The sequence below is a fragment of the Sulfuricurvum sp. MLSB genome (genome assembly GCF_000747095.1).
Taxonomy (GTDB): Bacteria; Campylobacterota; Campylobacteria; order Campylobacterales; family Sulfurimonadaceae; genus Sulfuricurvum.
In genome coordinates this window covers 1-16,875 of record NZ_JQGL01000058.1, presented here as the reverse complement: position 1 = coordinate 16,875, position 16,875 = coordinate 1, and the positions used below count along the sequence as shown (strand labels likewise).

Sequence of the window (16,875 nt, the reverse complement as noted above, 5' to 3'; positions counted from 1 at the left end):
CCCGAATTCACCTCCATCGAGTTTTACTGGGCTTACAAAACCTATCAAGACCTGATCGAGATCACCAAAGAGTATTTTGAATACCTTTTCGATCATCTTGAACTCCCGAAACGCCTTCCCTACGGTGAAGTCGAAGTCGATTTCGCCCAATTCACCGAAATCGAGCTCGTTAAGAGTCTCAGCGTTATCGGCGGGGTTCCCGAAGAGATTGTCAACGACAAAGACGCGATTCTGGCCTATCTCAAATCGAAAAACCTCGAAGCCAATGCGGCGATGAATCTCGGTCAGCTGCAAGGAGAACTCTTCGACGAGTTCGTTGAAGAAAAACTGATCAATCCGACATTCATCACCCATTATCCGGTCGAGATTTCGCCGCTTGCACGCCGTAACGACGAACGCCCGGAACTGACGGACCGTTTCGAGCTCTTTATCGCGGGGCGCGAAATCGCCAACGCGTTCAGCGAGCTCAACGATCCGGTCGATCAGCTGGAGCGTTTTGAATCTCAGATGGCGGCCAAAGATTCCGGCGATGACGAAGCGCATGAAATGGACGAAGATTTCGTCACCGCGCTCAGCTACGGTATGGCACCGACGGCGGGCCAAGGGATCGGTATCGACCGCCTTGTCATGATGTTGACCAACCAACACTCGATCCGGGACGTATTGCTTTTCCCGGCGATGAAACCTTTACACCACAACCAAACCAACAACGGAGAAGAAGAATGAGTTTCCTCAAAGAATTTGACAACGAAATTTATGCCCTGTGTGAGCAAGAGCTCGAACGCCAAACCGACCATCTGGAGATGATCGCGTCTGAAAACTTCACCCTCCCGGCCGTTATGGAAGCAATGGGTTCTGTTTTTACCAACAAATATGCCGAAGGTTATCCCGCTAAACGTTACTACGGCGGATGCGAATACGCCGATGGCGTAGAGCAGCTGGCAATCGACCGTGCGTGCAAACTGTTCGGTTGTAATTACGCCAACGTACAGCCCCACTCCGGCTCATCGGCAAACGGTGCCGTGTATGCTGCCCTCCTCCAGGCGGGTGACAAACTCCTCGGTATGGATCTTAGCCACGGCGGACACTTGACACACGGTTCAAAAGTAAGCTTTTCAGGTAAAAACTACCACAGCTTCTCTTACGGAGTCGAACTTGACGGACGCATCAATTATGAGCGCGTCATGGACATCGCCAAAATCGTTCAGCCTAAAATCATCGTGTGCGGCGCGTCTGCGTATGCCCGTGAAATCGATTTCAAAAAATTCCGTGAAATCGCCGATGCGGTCGGAGCGATCCTGTTCGCGGACATCGCCCACATCGCCGGTCTTGTCGTCGCAGGCGAGCATCCAAGTCCGTTCCCGTATGCCGATGTCGTTACTACGACGACTCACAAAACCCTCGCGGGTCCACGCGGCGGTATGATTATGACAAACGACGAAGAGATCGCGAAAAAAATCAATTCGGCTATTTTCCCGGCACTTCAGGGCGGGCCGTTGGTTCACGTCATCGCCGCCAAAGCGGTCGGTTTCAAATACAACCTCTCAAACGAGTGGAAAGTCTACGCTGCGCAAGTCAAAGCCAACGCAAAAGTACTCGCAGACGTATTGATGAAACGCGGCTACGACATCGTCAGCGGCGGAACGGACAACCACCTCGTTCTCGTTTCGTTCCTGAACAAACCGTTCAGCGGTAAAGATGCCGATGCGGCGCTCGGACGTGCCGGGATTACCGTCAACAAAAATACCGTTCCGGGCGAAACGCGTTCGCCGTTCGTCACCAGCGGCGTACGTATCGGAAGCCCTGCTCTGACATCACGCGGAATGAAAGAAAAAGAGTTCGACATTATCGCCAACAAAATCGCCGATGTCCTCGACGATATTGAAAACGAAGCGAAACAAGCCGCTATCAAAGAAGAACTCAAAGCACTGGCGAAAAATTTCGTCATGTACAAACAACCGACGTATTAATTCAAGGAACAGTGCCTATGACATCGATGGACATGAAACTGATCAAAATGATCACGGATCATTATTGGCTCAAACACGACAGTGTCGTCAATAAAATCGATTTCAAAGGGCGCACCCTGTACAACAAATACGAGCGTATCGACAAGACATTGACCCAATCGGTCATCGATCAGCATCTCAAAGGCCAGATTACCGTTGCCCACTCATTGGTCAATCAATTCGACAAAGTCGAAAACATCGTCATCGATTACAACGGAAACGACCCGCAGCGTTTTTACCATCGCGCGCAACTGCTTTTGAGAGAAGAGGGATTCATCAATTTTACCGCTTTTGAGACAAAAACGCCCGGCCATCTGCACGTCTACATCCACAAGGGACATACGACTTTACAAGAAGCCAATCAACTGGGTAAAATGATTTCGATGAAATTGGCCGCGAAACAGCCTAAACAATGGCGCATGTTTCCGACTCTCGATTTGCCGTTGGAGTACAACATACTTAATCTCCCCTATGAAGTGTACGCTAAAGAACGCGGCGCTTCATGGTCGAAACACATGTAACCGATAAACTCAGAAGGAAAAGCTTTTATGGAAGAAAAAAACGAGCTCAACGATATTATCCTGAACAAAAGCGGGTCAGGTTCGAACAGCAAGAAGCTGCTTTTGGCGATTGCGACCCTTACCCTTGTTCTCATAATCGTGCTGGTTATCATGAACTCACTCAAAAGCGAAAGTGATGAGCAACCGCCGCATGCGGCTATCCCGCCTGCGCCTTCGGCACCGACCGAGATTATTGACGATCCTTTGTTCGAGCCGGTAGAAGTGATCCAAGAAGGAAGCAATACGACGGCAACCGCTCAGGATTTGGGACAAATCGCCCAAAAAATCAAACAAGAGTCGTTTGACAATGCCCCGGTTCAGGAAAAAGTCATCGAGCCTTCAACAGCGCCCGTACAGACTGCCGCTCCTGTCGCACCGACCCGTCAAACGGCCGTGACGACGCAACCCAAACCTGCGACAACGTCAAGCACCGCAAAAGCAGAGCCTAAACCTGTCGCGAAACCGGCTGCCGCCGTGGCTACTCCGACAATCAAGAGTGTCAAACCTGCCGAACCAAAAAAAGTAGTCGAACCGAAAAAAGCGGCTACGACGACAAAAACAGCCGCAACGTCTACAGCTGCCAAAACGGCTGAACAACCGGTTGCCAAAACAACAGCCGCAACCGCTCCCAAAACAGCCGATGCCGCACCAAAAGCGGCAGAAACCGGCGGAACCTATTACATTCAGGTCGGATCGTTCACGAAAGAGCCGAACAAAGCTCTGTTCGAACGCTTGAACGCCAGCGGCTTGAAATACACGACCGTTCCGAGCGGTGCAGCGACCAAAGTGCTCGTCGGTCCTTTCCAGGGTGAAAAAGCGGCACGCGACGTTATCGGAACCGTTCGCAAGAACATTGAATCCGGCGCGTATATCGTAAAGGGATAATGTGATCACCTCGCGCCGTTTTTCGCTTGACCAATTCGCTCCGATTGCCGTTTACGAAAAAGCCAAAAAGCTTTTTGCCGGCGAAGTCAGTTTTCTGTTCGAAAGTGCCGGAAGCAGCGAAGGGAATTACACGATCATCGTCATCGGTGCTCGGGAACGCCTTACCTACAGTGACAAAACAACCGTCTATACCGATGCGTCAGGCACTAAAAACACAATGGCGGGTTCCCCGTTTGAGTTCCTGAAAGGATATTATTCCGCCCTTGACCAGCACGCTTATCGTGAACGCGCACGCAAACTCGGCGTCGGATATATCGACGGGTTTATCGGCTACATCGGATACGATATGGTGCAGGTTTTCGAACCCGTCCTCGAAGAATCGATGTCGAATCTGCTGGACCAGACCCACACTCCCGACATGGATCTCATCCTCCCCAAGCTGACGTTCGTCATCTCTCATAAAAATGCAACGATCACGCTGCTCAGCTGTGTCGAAAGCTTTATCGGCCGTTTCGACGAGATCGAAGCCACCCTCAAAGCTCCCTATACCTACACTCCGCTCAATCCGATCCAAAACGATCGCGGAGGCGAATTCATCTTCAGCAAAGACCAGTTTTTCTCGATGGTGGACAAATCCAAAGAGATGATCAAAAGCGGCGACGTCTTCCAAATCCTGATGACGAACCGCTACATCCGCCACGCGCAGGTCGATCCGTTCAGCTTCTACCGTATTCTACGCCTCAAAAACCCCTCTCCGTACATGTACCTGATGGAATTCGAAGATTTCAACATCGTCGGCAGTTCGCCCGAAGTGATGGTACGGCTAACGGGCGGCGACATCCTTCTGCGCCCGATCGCGGGAACCCGTAAGCGGGGTGTAACCAAACAACGCGATATGGAGCTTGAAGAAGAACTCCTCTCCGATCCCAAAGAGCTTGCCGAGCACCTGATGCTGATCGATTTGGGTCGCAACGACGTCGGACGCGTCGCCAAAACAGGAACCGTACGGGTCGAAGAGATGATGCACGTCGAGCGCTATTCTCACGTTATGCACATCGTTTCGGACGTCCATGCATCCATCCGTGACGACAAAGATATGTTCGATCTGCTCGCCGCCGTCTTCACCGCCGGAACAATGACCGGAGCGCCGAAAATCCGCGCGATGGAGCTGATCGCCGAATACGAAGGGGTCAAACGGGGCTATTACAGCGGCACCATCGGCTATTTCGGATTCGACGGAAACATGGACAGCGCGATCACGATCCGTACCGCCCTTATAAAAAAAGACGAAGTGATTCTCCAAGCCGGAGCCGGCGTCGTCGCAGATTCGGTACATGAGCTTGAATACCTCGAAGTGACCAATAAACTCGGCGCTCTGATGAGCACACTGGACGATCTGGTTTCTCCTCGATGAACGTTTTTACCATCTTCGGCGATCCGGTGAGCCATTCGCGCTCTCCGCTGATGCATAACAATGTTTTCAAAACGCTGGGGATCAAAGCTTGCTATACCCGCACCCGCCTCGAAGACGGCTCCAAACTCCGAGAGGTATTTTTTTCCAAAGCTCTTCAGGGAGCGAACGTCACCGTCCCGCACAAAGAGTCAGCTTACGAACAGTGCGACGAAGTGCGCGGCATCGCCCAAACCATCAAAGCGGTCAATACCCTTGTGATCGAAAACGGCCGCCTCATCGGCTATAACACCGACGCTGACGGATTTATCCATGCCATCGAATCGTTCGGCCCTATCCGATCCGCATTGATTCTCGGAGCGGGAGGGACGGCACGCGCCCTCTCCGTCGCTCTGCGCTCAAAGGGGATCGACGTCACCGTTTTGAACCGTTCCGAAGGCCGTCTGGAGTATTTCAAAAATGAGGGAATTGCTTCCTATGCATGGGAGAATTTCACCCCTGATGCCTATGACATGATCATCAACACCACTTCGGCCGGATTGTCCGACAATGAGCTACCGGTTCCGGCTGCGATGCTGAAAGAGCTTCTTACGCGTACCAAAGCGGCCGTCGATGTCATCTACGGCAAAGAAACCCCTTTTCTGCGCGAAGTCAAAGAACGATGCCTTCCCTACAAAGACGGCTCGGACATGCTGCTCTCACAAGGGGTGCTGGCCAACTATCTCTTTTTGCATCGCCGATATCCTATAGATCAGATCGAATCCGCCATGCGGCAAAGTTTTTTGTACTAAAGCGCTATAATAGTGCATCTTAATGCAAAGGCTCTTAATGTGCCGTTTCCATCAGCTATCCGATGCTGAAAAAATTCTCCTTCGCGATCAACTTCTTGCCTATGCCGCATCGATAGGCGGAAAAAATTCGTTTTTGAAACTCCTCGAAACCATTCACCGCGCCTCTCCGCATCCTCTGGTATCGAAAACGGCCTTACTCCGATTCCCAAAAGGGCTTATCAAATGGAACAAAAACGTCCACCGCGACAACCTCTCGTTGCTCAGTACGCGGCTGAATGCCCGTACGGACGAAAATCAAAACCTGATGGCTTCGCCCGAAGACAAAAACTATAAAAACGTCACCAATATGCTCCGATCGCTTTCGCCGCTCACGTTTACCGTAGCGATGAACAATGAAGCCGACGGAACGGGGTTCAGTTTCAAAGCGTTTGAAATCCTCGATGAAACCACCACCGTTATCACTCCTATGTTCGAAATCTTCTTTTTCTGCCCCGTCAACGTCGCAAAAAAGCTGATCAATTTCGTCCCCAAACAAGCCGCGACAGAAGAATAACGTGAAGATCGACGGACGTTTCTGGCTCACCAAAGAGGGGCAAAGCTTTTTAGGTGCCGGACGGATCGAACTGCTGGAGCGGATCGACAAGACGGGATCGATCAATGCCGCCGCCAAAGAGATGAAAATGAGCTACAAAGCGGCATGGGAACGGATCAACGGCATGAATGCCCTAGCAGATCAGCCCCTCATCGAACGTCTTACGGGAGGCCGTGGGGGCGGCGGAACGAAGCTCACCCCCTACGCGCATGAGCTCATCGCCACCTATCGTCGTTTGAACGAACTGCACCGCCAGTTCATCGACCGTTTTGCCGAAGCGGGCAATGATCCCGAACGGCTCGCCCGCATCCTCAACCGTACGTTTCTCACCACCAGCGCGCGCAATCAGCTCCCGGCTGTTCTCAAAGATATCCGTCCTAACGGCTTGCATACGACCATAACGCTGACATTGCAAGGCGGCGACACTCTGCTGTCCACTATTACCGCCAAATCGGTCGAGAATATGGGGCTGATGATGGGATGCGACGCTTACGCGATCATCAAATCGAGCGATATCCATATCGTCTCCGCACCGCCCTCTTCTCCGACTGCAGATAATGTCCTCTCCGGTACCGTCGAAACCATCGAAAGTTCGGAAGATAATGTCGAAATTACCCTGCGGCTCGATGGAGGAGCGCTTCTCATCGCCCTTGAAAAGCAAGATACCGCACAGACTTTTGCTGTCGGTTCACCCGCTTACGCCCTTATCTCGCCGTTGCACATAATCATCGGTTTATAACCTTCCGACATAAAAGTTTAAGATTGTTTTCCTATAATTCGTTATATCTTACAAAACATAACGAAAGTGTCGCGTTTTTTCGCGAACCGTTTTTGCATTACCAAAAGAGCACTTATCGTTATATCACAACAGATACAAAGGAGCTTTCATGAAACCGTTTACACATATCGTCGCCTCTTTGGCCCTATCCCTTTCCTCTTTGCTTGCAGGGGAAGTCAACATCGCCGCCGCAGCGGATATGAAATACGCGTTGGGCGATATCGCCAAACTCTATATGAAACGCCATCCTGAGACAAAAATCAATACGATGTTCGGCTCTTCAGGTAAGGCGTTCACCCAGATCAGCAACGGCGCCCCGTACGATATTTATTACAGTGCCGACATCGACTATCCCAAAAAGCTCAAAGCTGCAGGCAAAGCGGTCGGCGATGTGAAACCTTATGCCATCGGTCGGATTGTTTTGTGGAGCAATACGATCGATACCTCCAAAGGGATGAACACGCTGCTCTCACCCAACATCAAAAAAATAGCGATCGCCAATCCCGAACACGCTCCCTATGGACGCGCCGCCGTTGCCGCACTCAAGTCTTATGGAATTTATGAGAAAATCAAAGACAAACTGATCTACGGTGAAAATATCAACCAAACCGCACAATACGCGCAAACGAAAGCGGCCGATGTCGCGATTCTAGCCCTCTCCATTTCGTCCAGCCCAGCTCTTCGGGACATCCCCTCCTTTCTGATTCCCAAAGAGTCCCATCCCGAACTCGTCCAGGGGTACGTGCTGGTAAAAAACAACTCCGAAGCGAGTGCCTTCATCTCATTTTTTGAAACAAAAGAAGCCAATGAGATTCTCAAAAAATACGGCTTTGTCGTGCAGTAATGCCAAACTGATACTCTTTCATGAGTATCATACTTATGGAAAACAGGATGACAAAATGATTTTTTTAAACCAAATCGTTATATCCAAAATGATACAATATGACAATTCCTTATTAAAATCCAAATCGTTTGCCGCTTCTTTGGGGGTACACGCTTCGGTATTTTTTGCCGTTGCCTACTTTATGACGTCGCATCCGGTCATATTGGACAAACCTGAGGAACGTATCGTTATCTCGCTAAGTGATGTTAATGAAAAAGCGGAAGATATCGATAAACTCGAAAGCAGTCATTCAAAGATTTTGCCCCCTAAAATCCAACAACAACCCATACAACCCACTCCAAAAATCTTTACCAAGACGCTTGAGGGGACACCGCCATCTACTTCTTCGGTGTCTCCTGAGGCGTCCGCGCCTCTAGCTTCTACCCCTGTGCCGACTTCGTCACTGCCGTCCAAAAGTATTGATTCTCCTCAATCTGCGTCTCTTGCACCTGTAAACGAATTACCAAGAAACCCCGTTTCAGACCAACAAATCGGCGGTGCGGCATTAGGACATATCCGGGCTATTATCGAAAAAGCCGTCGTTTATCCCTCCATTGCACGCAAACTGCGCCTTGAAGGGGTTGTGACGGTCTTTTTCATTCTCAACTCCAACGGAACCGTCCATAAAGCAAAAATCAGCAGTACGAGCGGTAGCAAACTGCTGGATGAAAAAGCGCTCAATACGATACTCAGCCTCAGCGGTGATTATCCCGTCCTGGGAAAAACCGTTGAATTGAATATTCCTATCGCGTTCAATTTGAGCTACCCCAAACTATAAATCTTAAGGAAAAATGATGCAAAAACACGTGCTGCTACTGTCGCTGGCCGCTTCGGCGATTCTGGCCGACACCTTTACGCTGGGACAGGTCAATGTCCTCAACGCTCCGCTCGAAGAGAGCCCGTTCGAACAAGCGATAACATCGGATACAATCGCTCAGCAAAACAGCGAAACCCTCTCCGATGCACTCGACAACATGAGCGGTATCAATCAAGATGTTCAGGGAGGGCGGGGTGAATCGACACTCTATATTCGTGGGCACGATGCACGCCGGATCGGTGTCTTTATCGACGGTATCCCCGTCTATGTCCCCTACGACGGCAACTTCGATTATGACCGTTTTCTCACCAGTGATATCGCTCAAATCGATGTTTCCAAAGGGTATTCGTCGGTCGCCTACGGTGCCAATACGATGGGGGGAGTTGTGAACGTCATCTCCAAACGTCCGACCAAAGCGCTGGAGGGGAATGTCAAAGCGGGGATGGTGCTCGACAGTGACGGTGATCTCTCCCGCCGCGTCGCATCGATCAACCTCGGAACCCGTCAAGATCATCTCTACGCACAGCTCGGAGCCGTCTACAGCGATCAAGATCACTATCGCATGAGCGATGACTATACCCAAGTCGCCGGAAGCGTACAACCGGAGGGAGAACGGCTCCGTTCCGAAGCAGAAGATTATAAAATCAGCTTCAAAACCGGATACATTGCCGATGACGGAAGCGAAGTCGCGATCGGGTATTCAAACCAAAACGGCCAAAAGCAGCAGCCTCCGGTGAGCGATCCGGCGTACTCTCAAGCGAAATACTGGGACTGGCCGTACTGGGACAAAGAGTCGGTGTTCATCACGGGACAGAAAAATCTGGGTAACGGCTATCTCAAAGCGCTCGCCTATTACGATACCATCGAAAATTCCCTGTACAGTTATGACAACATCAACTACACGACGATGAATACCGCCAAAGCGTTCAAAAGCCGCTATGATGATTACAGCGCGGGGGCACGTCTCGAATACGGCGTCGAGTTGGATAAACACTTCCTCACCGCAGCGGCCAATTACAAAAAAGACGTTCACCAAGGGTACGACATCCACAAAACGACCAATGTCGAAACCATGACCGAAAACTATGAAGACCACACGATCTCGCTCGGACTCGAAGATACCTACACCCTCAATTCCCAATGGCAATTTCTCGCAGGGGTGAGTTACGATCGTCGCGAAGGGGACAAAATCTATGATACCAACACCGCCTATTTGGATATGTTGACACTGAAAACCCAAAGCGCTTACAACCCTCAGGCGGCATTGATCTATGCTCCCGATGCACATTCCAAAATCCGTGCCAGCGTATCGCAAAAAACCTATATGCCCTCGATGAAAGACCGATATTCACGAAAATTCAACAGTTCGGTACCGAACGTCGATCTCCAAAACGAAGTGGCCACCCACTACGAACTCAGCTACCAACAACGGCGCGGAGAGTTCTCTACCCGCATCAACGGTTTTTTCACCCGCGTGGATGATGCGATTCAAAGCGTCGTGTACACGCCCAATCCCGCCTATCTCCAAAACCAGAACATAGGCAGTTTCGATCATCGCGGTTTTGAAACGGAGCTGAATTACAAAGCCGATACCTTTGAGACCGGCGGTAACTACACCTACATTTCCGTTAAAAATCGAACCGATGAGAGCGTCAAACGTGTCGATGTACCGAAACATCAATTATTTGCCTTCGCCCAAACGGAACTCGGAGGCGGTTTTTCACTCTATGGCAATATAAAATTGCGCAAAGGTGCCTACGAGCAAAAAGCCGATAAATCGTATGTTATCAATCCGACATTTACGACGTTTGATCTCAAAGCGATCTACAAAGCGACCGATGCGATCACCGCGGAAGTCGGAGTCAAAAATCTGACCGACAAACTCTATGCCTATGATCTGGGATTCCCGATGGCGGGACGTGAGTTTTTCGCCAACATCGGGTATACGTTCTAATGCGCAACCTCCTCACAGCGGTAACGTTTTTGTTGATCGGAGCAATCACCTTATCCGCTTCCGAGCAACCCATTCGGGTTGCGATCATCGGCGGAATGACGATGAGCGGGTTGTGGCAAAAAGTAGCGGCATCGTTCGAAACGACCTACCGCATTCCGCTCGAAGTCGTTATTACCGGCACCAAACATGAACTGGATGCGTATACCAGATCCCATCCGGTCGATTTGATCACCATGCACTCCAGCGACACGATGGTGGAACTCGCTTCAAGCGGCTATGTCGAAAAGCTCACACCGTGGGCGCACAACGCGCAAATGATTATCGGTGCCGACACCAATCCGGCAAACATAACGGAGAAAGAACCTCTATCCTCGGCATTATCAAAAATCGAGCGTTCAAAAGCCTCTTTTTTCATCCATGCCAGCGGCGGAACGTTTGAGGTAAACGGTGAATTGGCACACGCCTATTCTTTTGACCCGGAGGAGCGGAACCTCATTTTTACCGCTAAAAAAAGAGGTTTTTTGAAAGATGTCGTCGAGAAAAACGGATACACGCTCTATGGCGTAATCCCCTTTGTGATGCAAAAGCAGCATCATCCACGGATCAAAGGGTTTATTTTCGATGATCCGAAACTCAGACGCCCCTATTTGGCGGCAGTGGGAACTCCGTCAAAAATCGGCCAGATGCAATATGAGAAAAGTGTGAAACTTCTCAACTTTTTGACGTCAGAATCAACACAGAAGCTGGTGAAAGATTTTCGGATTGATGGGTTTGAAGAGATACCGCTCTTTTTTCCGAACACGCAACCCCTCACCTCACAAACTACCCAAATACAAACCAAGGAATTACCATGAAAAACGGATTATTCATTCTATTGTTGGCCACAAGCTTATTCGCCAACGAAGCGGTTCTGCCGAGTGAACTCTCGGCGTGGAAAAGCCTCTCTTATGTCGGTACAGCCAAAAATGCTCAAGAGCTTACGGATGCAACCCTCACCCTCAATTCCGCATCGCTTGTCGGTTTACTCCCGACCCCGAAAATCCAATACGTCGCCAGACCGACGAATGAAGGGGGGACCGTGAGTTACGGAGGAATATTCCGGATCACCATCAAAGAGAAGGGGCTCTATCGCGTAGTGCTGGCCAACGCGTCATGGATCGAAATGGTCAAGGACGGGAAATCGGCACAATCGGTAGCGCACGCACAAGGGGCAAAAAATTCGGGCATACGAAAAATGGTGGACTACAACCTTGATGAGGGTACGTATACACTTCAACTCTCCGCGGGAGCCGATACGACGAGTGCCGTCTTGGTCACCAAACTCCCATGAGAACGATAGCCATGATAAAAAATATTTTTACCATCGGGATCTGCTTGCTCGCGGCGCAACCTGCGCTGCAGGCGCAATCATCACAGGACACCCCAGAGCAAAAAGCCCAAATCGAACTGGGCCGGCGTTTGTTTTACGATGCCGACCTCTCGATCAACGGCACTATGTCGTGCGCGACCTGTCATGAGCAAAGAAAGGCTTTCGCCGACGGCAACCAAGCCCATCCCGGGGCCTTGGACGACCCCGGGAAACGAAACGTCCCGGGACTTGCGAATATCGGAGCGTTTAAAAACCTCACATGGGCGCACAACCGCCTCAGCGGCTTGGCGGAGCAATCGTTGATGCCGATGCGGGGAACCGAACCTGTCGAGATGGGTATGAACGGCCATGAGGCTGAAATAGGCAAACGGCTGGGTCAAAACGAGTGCTATCAAAAACTCTTTTTGCGCGCATTCCCAAACAAAAAAGGCTCAATCGATATCAATACCGTCTCCAGAGCATTGGAAAGCTTTCAAAAAACCTTCGTTTCCAATCAATCTCTCTATGATCAAATGACGGAAAAAGGGAAGCCTTTACCGACCCAAAAGGCTCAAAGAGGAAAAAAACTGTTTTTCGGAGCGGCGAAATGCAACACGTGTCATAGGGCTCCCCTTTTCAGCGATGATGATTTTCACCAAGTCCAACCTAAAAATCCGAAAAACGAAGATCGGATGCGCGATAACGGACTTTCCGACGTCACCGGAAACCCCAAAGATAAGAACCTCTTCCGTACGCCGAGTTTGAGAAACGCCGCATTGACCGCTCCGTACTGGCATGACGGCAGCGCCAAAACACTTGCCGATGCGATCCGAAAACACGATGTGAACGTCCATCAAACGCTGAATCATCAGGAAATCGACGAGCTCATCGCTTTTATCGATGCCCTAAGCGATACGACCTTCGTCAACAATCCCAAATACGCCAAACCGGCTAAAGAATGCCCATACTAACTATCCGGGTAACGGATCGTTTTCGCTATAATAAAACATCAAAAAAGGCCATGAATGTTTCTTGAACCCATCGATTTCGCGCATATGTACCGCAAGCACAAAGCCGCCACCGATTTCAAATCCAAAAGCAGCAGCGACTGGGACGAAAAATCCTCGGACATGGCGCAATCGACGATCAACAGCCCTTATGTGGAAGAATTCATCTCGCGAATGAAACTGCACGGCGACGAAACGGTTCTCGACATCGGCTGCGGTCCCGGAGCGCTGAGCGTACCGCTGGCCAAAAAGACCAAACACGTGATCGCCGTCGATTTTTCGCGCAAAATGCTGGACGAAGTCGAAGCGTACGCCGCGCGCGAAGGAATCACCAACATCACGACCTACCATCTGGGCTGGGAAGACGACTGGAGCGTTCTGCCTCCCGTCGACGTCGCCGTGGCCTCAAGATCGATGGAAGTCGCCGATCTGGATGCGGCGCTTTCAAAGATGTCCGCCCACGCGGCCAAAGCGTGTTATCTCACCTACAAAGTCGGCGGAAGCTTCGTCGATATGGATATTTTGGGTTACATCGGCAAACAAGTGAAAACAAAACCCGATTACTGGTACATTCCGATCCTCCTCTACGGCCGTGGCTATCTCCCCCGCATCGACTACATCGAAACGGGTCGGGGAAGTGTGCGCAGCGGCACCGAAGAGGAATTTGTCCAATCGCTGATCTGGAGCATCGGAAGTCTGGACGAAGAGCAGCAGAACAAAGCCAGAGAATACTACAACCGGATCGTTCTCGGCGAGAACCGTCCGCCGCGTCCGGTGCGCTGGGCTTTTATCGGATGGGAGACTACCAAGTGATTATTCTTAACGACCATGAGCTCGAATCCCTTCTCGCCGAGGACGTCCCCTACGGCGATCTGACCACCGCGTCGCTGGGGATCACCGACCGGCGCGCCCGTATCACCTTCGCCACCCGTGAGCGCCCTCTCGTTGCCTCCTGTACCGAAGAAGCGGTGCGTTTATGTGGACTCTACGGTCTGGAGATCGACGGTTTTGTGAAATCGGGAACTTTAGTTCCGCCCAAAAGCGTCTTTCTCGAAGCACGCGGTGAGGCGGCACACTGCCATCGCATCTGGAAAAGCGTCCAGAACCTCCTCGATTACGCGAGCGGGATAGCCACCTATACCCGCGAAGCAGTGCTGCTCGCCCGCACCGTCAATCCCGATATCGTCGTCGCCACCACCCGAAAAACGACTCCGTTTACAAAAAAAATCGCCATCAAGGCGGTCGAATCGGGGGGCGGTGTCGCCCACCGTCTGGGTCTTTCCGAATCGATCCTCGTGTTTGAGTACCACCGTGTTTTTTTCTCTTCGGATGAAGCGTTCGGCTCAGCCCTCGGCAAAGCCAAAAAAGCCAATCCCGAGAAAAAGATTGTCATCGAAGCCTCTAACATCGCCGAAGCGCTCAAATTTGCCCGCCTCGGAGCCGACATTCTCCAGCTGGAGAAATTCCCTCTGACCAAGCTCGCCGATGCCGTACGCATCCTCCGCGCCGATTATCCCCGCATCACCCTCATCGCCACCGGAGGGATCAGCGCCAAAAACATCGCCGAGTACGCCGGCACGGGGGTCGATATGATCGTCACCTCATCGCCTTACAGCGCACAACCTGCGGATATCAAAGTAAGAATAGAACCGTTATGAATATTTTACCCGCCACCCTGAGCGCCATTACCGCTTCTGAACATCTAAGCATCCTCACCGTTACGGTAGGAGAGGATAACTTTCATCTCCTGCTCGCCGAACAGTGCCATGACGCCGCAGGCGAATCTTTGATGCTGGCGTTCAAAGAGACCGAAGTGCTCCTTGCCTCAGCACCTATCGCCACGACCGCCAATATCCAACGTGCCCTCATCAGCAAAATCGAGCAGGGAAGCGTACTCTCCCAAATCACCCTTGCCTATTACGATAAGACGATTACCGCCCTCGTCCCGACACTCACCTTCAATACCCTCAGCATTGAGGAGGGAGAGGAAGTGTTTTGGATGGTGAGTCCGAGCGAAATATCACTGCTGAGAGGCCACCATGGAAGCTGAATTTTTGAGCACGATGGCGCTGACGTTCAAACTCGCCGCAATCACGACCCTAGTACTCCTGCTCATCGGAATCCCCCTCGCGGCGTTTCTAGCCTATTCGAAAATGCGGTTCAAAAGCATCGTCGAGACGATCGTGAGCATGCCCCTCGTCTTGCCCCCTTCCGTACTCGGTTTTTACCTGCTTCTGGCGTTCAGCCCCGCCTCCACACTCGGCAGTTTTCTGACCGAGCACGGCATACGGCTGGCGTTCAGCTTCGAAGGGCTGGTGATCGGCTCAGTCCTCTTCAGCCTTCCGTTTATGGTGCATCCGATCCAGTCGGCACTGTCGCAAGTCCCTGCATCGATCTTTGAAGCCGCCTATACCCTCGGAAAATCGAAGGTCGAGACGATGGTGCGGGTTATCCTTCCCTCCATCCGTCACGGACTGATCTCGGGTATCGTCCTCGCCTTCGCCCATACGGTCGGGGAGTTCGGGGTGATCTTGATGATCGGCGGAAACATCCCCGATGAGACGCGCGTTGCCTCGATCGCGATCTACGACGAGGTCGAATCGCTCAACTACGCGATGGCGCACCAGTACGCCCTCACCCTCTTTGTCGTCACCTTCGCCATACTCCTCCTCGTTTATACCCTCAATAAAAAGTCTTTCGGGGGAATCCGATGATATCAGTCAATATAAACAAGCATCTCGACACCGCCGAAGGGCCGTTGGACGCCCATTTCAGCCTTGATATCCATGAGGGCGAATTCCTGACCCTCTTCGGAGCTTCCGGTGCGGGAAAAACGACGCTTCTGCGTCTCATCGCCGGACTCGAAATACCCGACAGCGGTCGTATCGAGGTAGAAGGAGAAATGTGGTTCGACGGTGCGCGGCGCATCAACCTTCCGCCCCAGAAACGGAGCGTGGGGTTCGTCTTCCAGGACTATGCCCTCTTCCCCACGATGAGCGTACGCCAAAACCTCCTCTTTGCCGCCGAGAACGCAGAGCAAAAAAACGGGGTCGACGAGCTGATCGAACTGGTAGAACTCTCGCAGCTCTCCAACCGCCTCCCCGCTACCCTCTCGGGAGGACAAAAACAGCGCGTCGCCCTTGCCCGTGCCCTTGTACGCCGCCCGAAGATCCTGCTGCTGGACGAACCGCTCTCGGCGCTCGATCCCGCAATGCGCCAAAAACTCCAAGACGAACTGAGCCTCATACACGGGCGACTCGGGGTCACCACTTTGCTCGTCAGCCACGACATCGCCGAGACGGTCAAGCTCTCCGATCGTCTGGCACACGTCGAAGCAGGAGTTATCAAACGGCTCTGTTCTCCAATGGAGTTCTTCAGCCCTCAAAGTTTGAGCGGTAAACTCCAGCTGATCGGAGAAGTGCTCAAAATCGAGGAGGATTTCCCGGCTGTGATCGTGACCCTCCTCGTGGGATCGTCGGTGGTTCGAACGGTCTTGAGTTCCGCTGAGGCTTCAGAACTGAGAGTGGGTGGACACGCTATAATCTCGACCAAAGCGTTTAACCCTATTCTGATACCACTACCCTAAGGAAAACCCCATGACCATCCAAAAAGACTGTATCGTCACCATCGATTACCATATCAACGACACAAAGGGAAACCTCCTCCACGAAGAGGAGGAATCGCTTGTCTATCTACACGGTAATTACGGTCATATTTTCCCAACGGTTGAAAAAGCTCTGGAAGGAAAAAGTATCGGCGAGGCGTTTAAAATCGAGCTGCCTGCCGACAAAGCATTCGGCAAATACGATCCCTCACTGGTCGTCACCGAAGCACTCAGCG

General features: G+C 51.5%; 19 protein-coding genes and 1 pseudogene. All 20 read left to right on the top strand.

The features are described 5' to 3' along the window. Positions 1–726, top strand: a 726-nt coding sequence (locus JU82_RS05425) for an amino acid--tRNA ligase-related protein (protein WP_037947606.1), incomplete at its 5' end; no start/stop codon positions are given. Next, entirely contained in the window at positions 723–1,970 is a 1,248-nt protein-coding gene (locus JU82_RS05420) for a serine hydroxymethyltransferase (RefSeq protein WP_037947604.1), read from the top strand. The genes JU82_RS05425 and JU82_RS05420, both read left to right, overlap by 4 nt. Before the next feature lie 17 nt (positions 1,971–1,987). Next, positions 1,988–2,530: a DUF1882 domain-containing protein gene (locus JU82_RS05415; protein ID WP_037947601.1), complete on the top strand. Its 543-nt coding sequence runs from the start codon at positions 1,988–1,990 to the stop codon at positions 2,528–2,530. A 27-nt stretch (positions 2,531–2,557) separates the two neighbouring features. Then, positions 2,558–3,454: an SPOR domain-containing protein gene (locus JU82_RS11820; RefSeq protein ID WP_294892242.1), complete on the top strand. Its 897-nt coding sequence runs from the start codon at positions 2,558–2,560 to the stop codon at positions 3,452–3,454. Between the two features lies 1 nt (position 3,455). After that, positions 3,456–4,868, top strand: a complete 1,413-nt coding sequence (locus tag JU82_RS05400; RefSeq protein WP_037947599.1) for an anthranilate synthase component I family protein — start codon at positions 3,456–3,458, stop codon at positions 4,866–4,868. Next, a complete protein-coding gene (locus JU82_RS05395; protein ID WP_037947598.1) occupies positions 4,865–5,656 on the top strand; it encodes a shikimate dehydrogenase in 792 nt (263 codons plus the stop codon). The genes JU82_RS05400 and JU82_RS05395 overlap by 4 nt, the downstream gene beginning before the upstream one ends. A 37-nt stretch (positions 5,657–5,693) precedes the next feature. Then, complete coding sequence (locus JU82_RS05390) at positions 5,694–6,209, top strand: hypothetical protein (protein ID WP_037947596.1); 516 nt, start codon at positions 5,694–5,696, stop codon at positions 6,207–6,209. A 1-nt stretch (position 6,210) separates the two neighbouring features. Then, entirely contained in the window at positions 6,211–6,987 is a 777-nt protein-coding gene (locus tag JU82_RS05385; protein WP_037947594.1) for a TOBE domain-containing protein, read from the top strand. 148 nt (positions 6,988–7,135) lie between these two features. Beyond that, positions 7,136–7,870, top strand: a complete 735-nt coding sequence (modA, locus tag JU82_RS05380) for a molybdate ABC transporter substrate-binding protein (RefSeq protein ID WP_294892237.1) — start codon at positions 7,136–7,138, stop codon at positions 7,868–7,870. A gap of 55 nt (positions 7,871–7,925) precedes the next feature. Next, positions 7,926–8,687 (top strand): energy transducer TonB, encoded by a 762-nt coding sequence (locus JU82_RS05375; RefSeq protein WP_294892235.1) that lies wholly within the window; start codon positions 7,926–7,928, stop codon positions 8,685–8,687. A 16-nt stretch (positions 8,688–8,703) separates the two neighbouring features. After that, entirely contained in the window at positions 8,704–10,680 is a 1,977-nt protein-coding gene (locus tag JU82_RS05370) for a TonB-dependent receptor (protein WP_037947588.1), read from the top strand. After that, a complete protein-coding gene (locus JU82_RS11815) occupies positions 10,680–11,534 on the top strand; it encodes a hypothetical protein (RefSeq protein ID WP_294892227.1) in 855 nt (284 codons plus the stop codon). Before JU82_RS05370 ends, JU82_RS11815 begins: the two co-directional genes overlap by 1 nt. After that, positions 11,531–12,010, top strand: coding sequence for a hypothetical protein (locus tag JU82_RS05360; protein WP_294892225.1), 480 nt, complete (start codon positions 11,531–11,533; stop codon positions 12,008–12,010). The genes JU82_RS11815 and JU82_RS05360 overlap by 4 nt, the downstream gene beginning before the upstream one ends. A gap of 11 nt (positions 12,011–12,021) precedes the next feature. Further along, positions 12,022–12,999, top strand: coding sequence for a cytochrome c peroxidase (locus tag JU82_RS05355; protein ID WP_294892223.1), 978 nt, complete (start codon positions 12,022–12,024; stop codon positions 12,997–12,999). 54 nt (positions 13,000–13,053) lie between these two features. Next, positions 13,054–13,848: a class I SAM-dependent methyltransferase gene (locus tag JU82_RS05350; protein WP_037947585.1), complete on the top strand. Its 795-nt coding sequence runs from the start codon at positions 13,054–13,056 to the stop codon at positions 13,846–13,848. Further along, complete coding sequence (modD, locus tag JU82_RS05345; RefSeq protein WP_037947582.1) at positions 13,830–14,693, top strand: ModD protein; 864 nt, start codon at positions 13,830–13,832, stop codon at positions 14,691–14,693. The genes JU82_RS05350 and modD overlap by 19 nt, the downstream gene beginning before the upstream one ends. Further along, on the top strand, positions 14,690–15,085 hold the full coding sequence (locus JU82_RS05340) for a hypothetical protein (RefSeq protein WP_037947579.1): 396 nt from the start codon (positions 14,690–14,692) through the stop codon (positions 15,083–15,085). The genes modD and JU82_RS05340 overlap by 4 nt, the downstream gene beginning before the upstream one ends. Beyond that, positions 15,075–15,749: a molybdate ABC transporter permease subunit gene (gene modB / locus JU82_RS05335; protein ID WP_037947576.1), complete on the top strand. Its 675-nt coding sequence runs from the start codon at positions 15,075–15,077 to the stop codon at positions 15,747–15,749. The genes JU82_RS05340 and modB overlap by 11 nt, the downstream gene beginning before the upstream one ends. After that, entirely contained in the window at positions 15,746–16,621 is an 876-nt protein-coding gene (locus tag JU82_RS05330; RefSeq protein ID WP_037947574.1) for an ATP-binding cassette domain-containing protein, read from the top strand. Before modB ends, JU82_RS05330 begins: the two co-directional genes overlap by 4 nt. Before the next feature lie 10 nt (positions 16,622–16,631). Beyond that, a pseudogene (locus JU82_RS05325) lies at positions 16,632–16,875 on the top strand (peptidylprolyl isomerase); the annotation flags it as partial.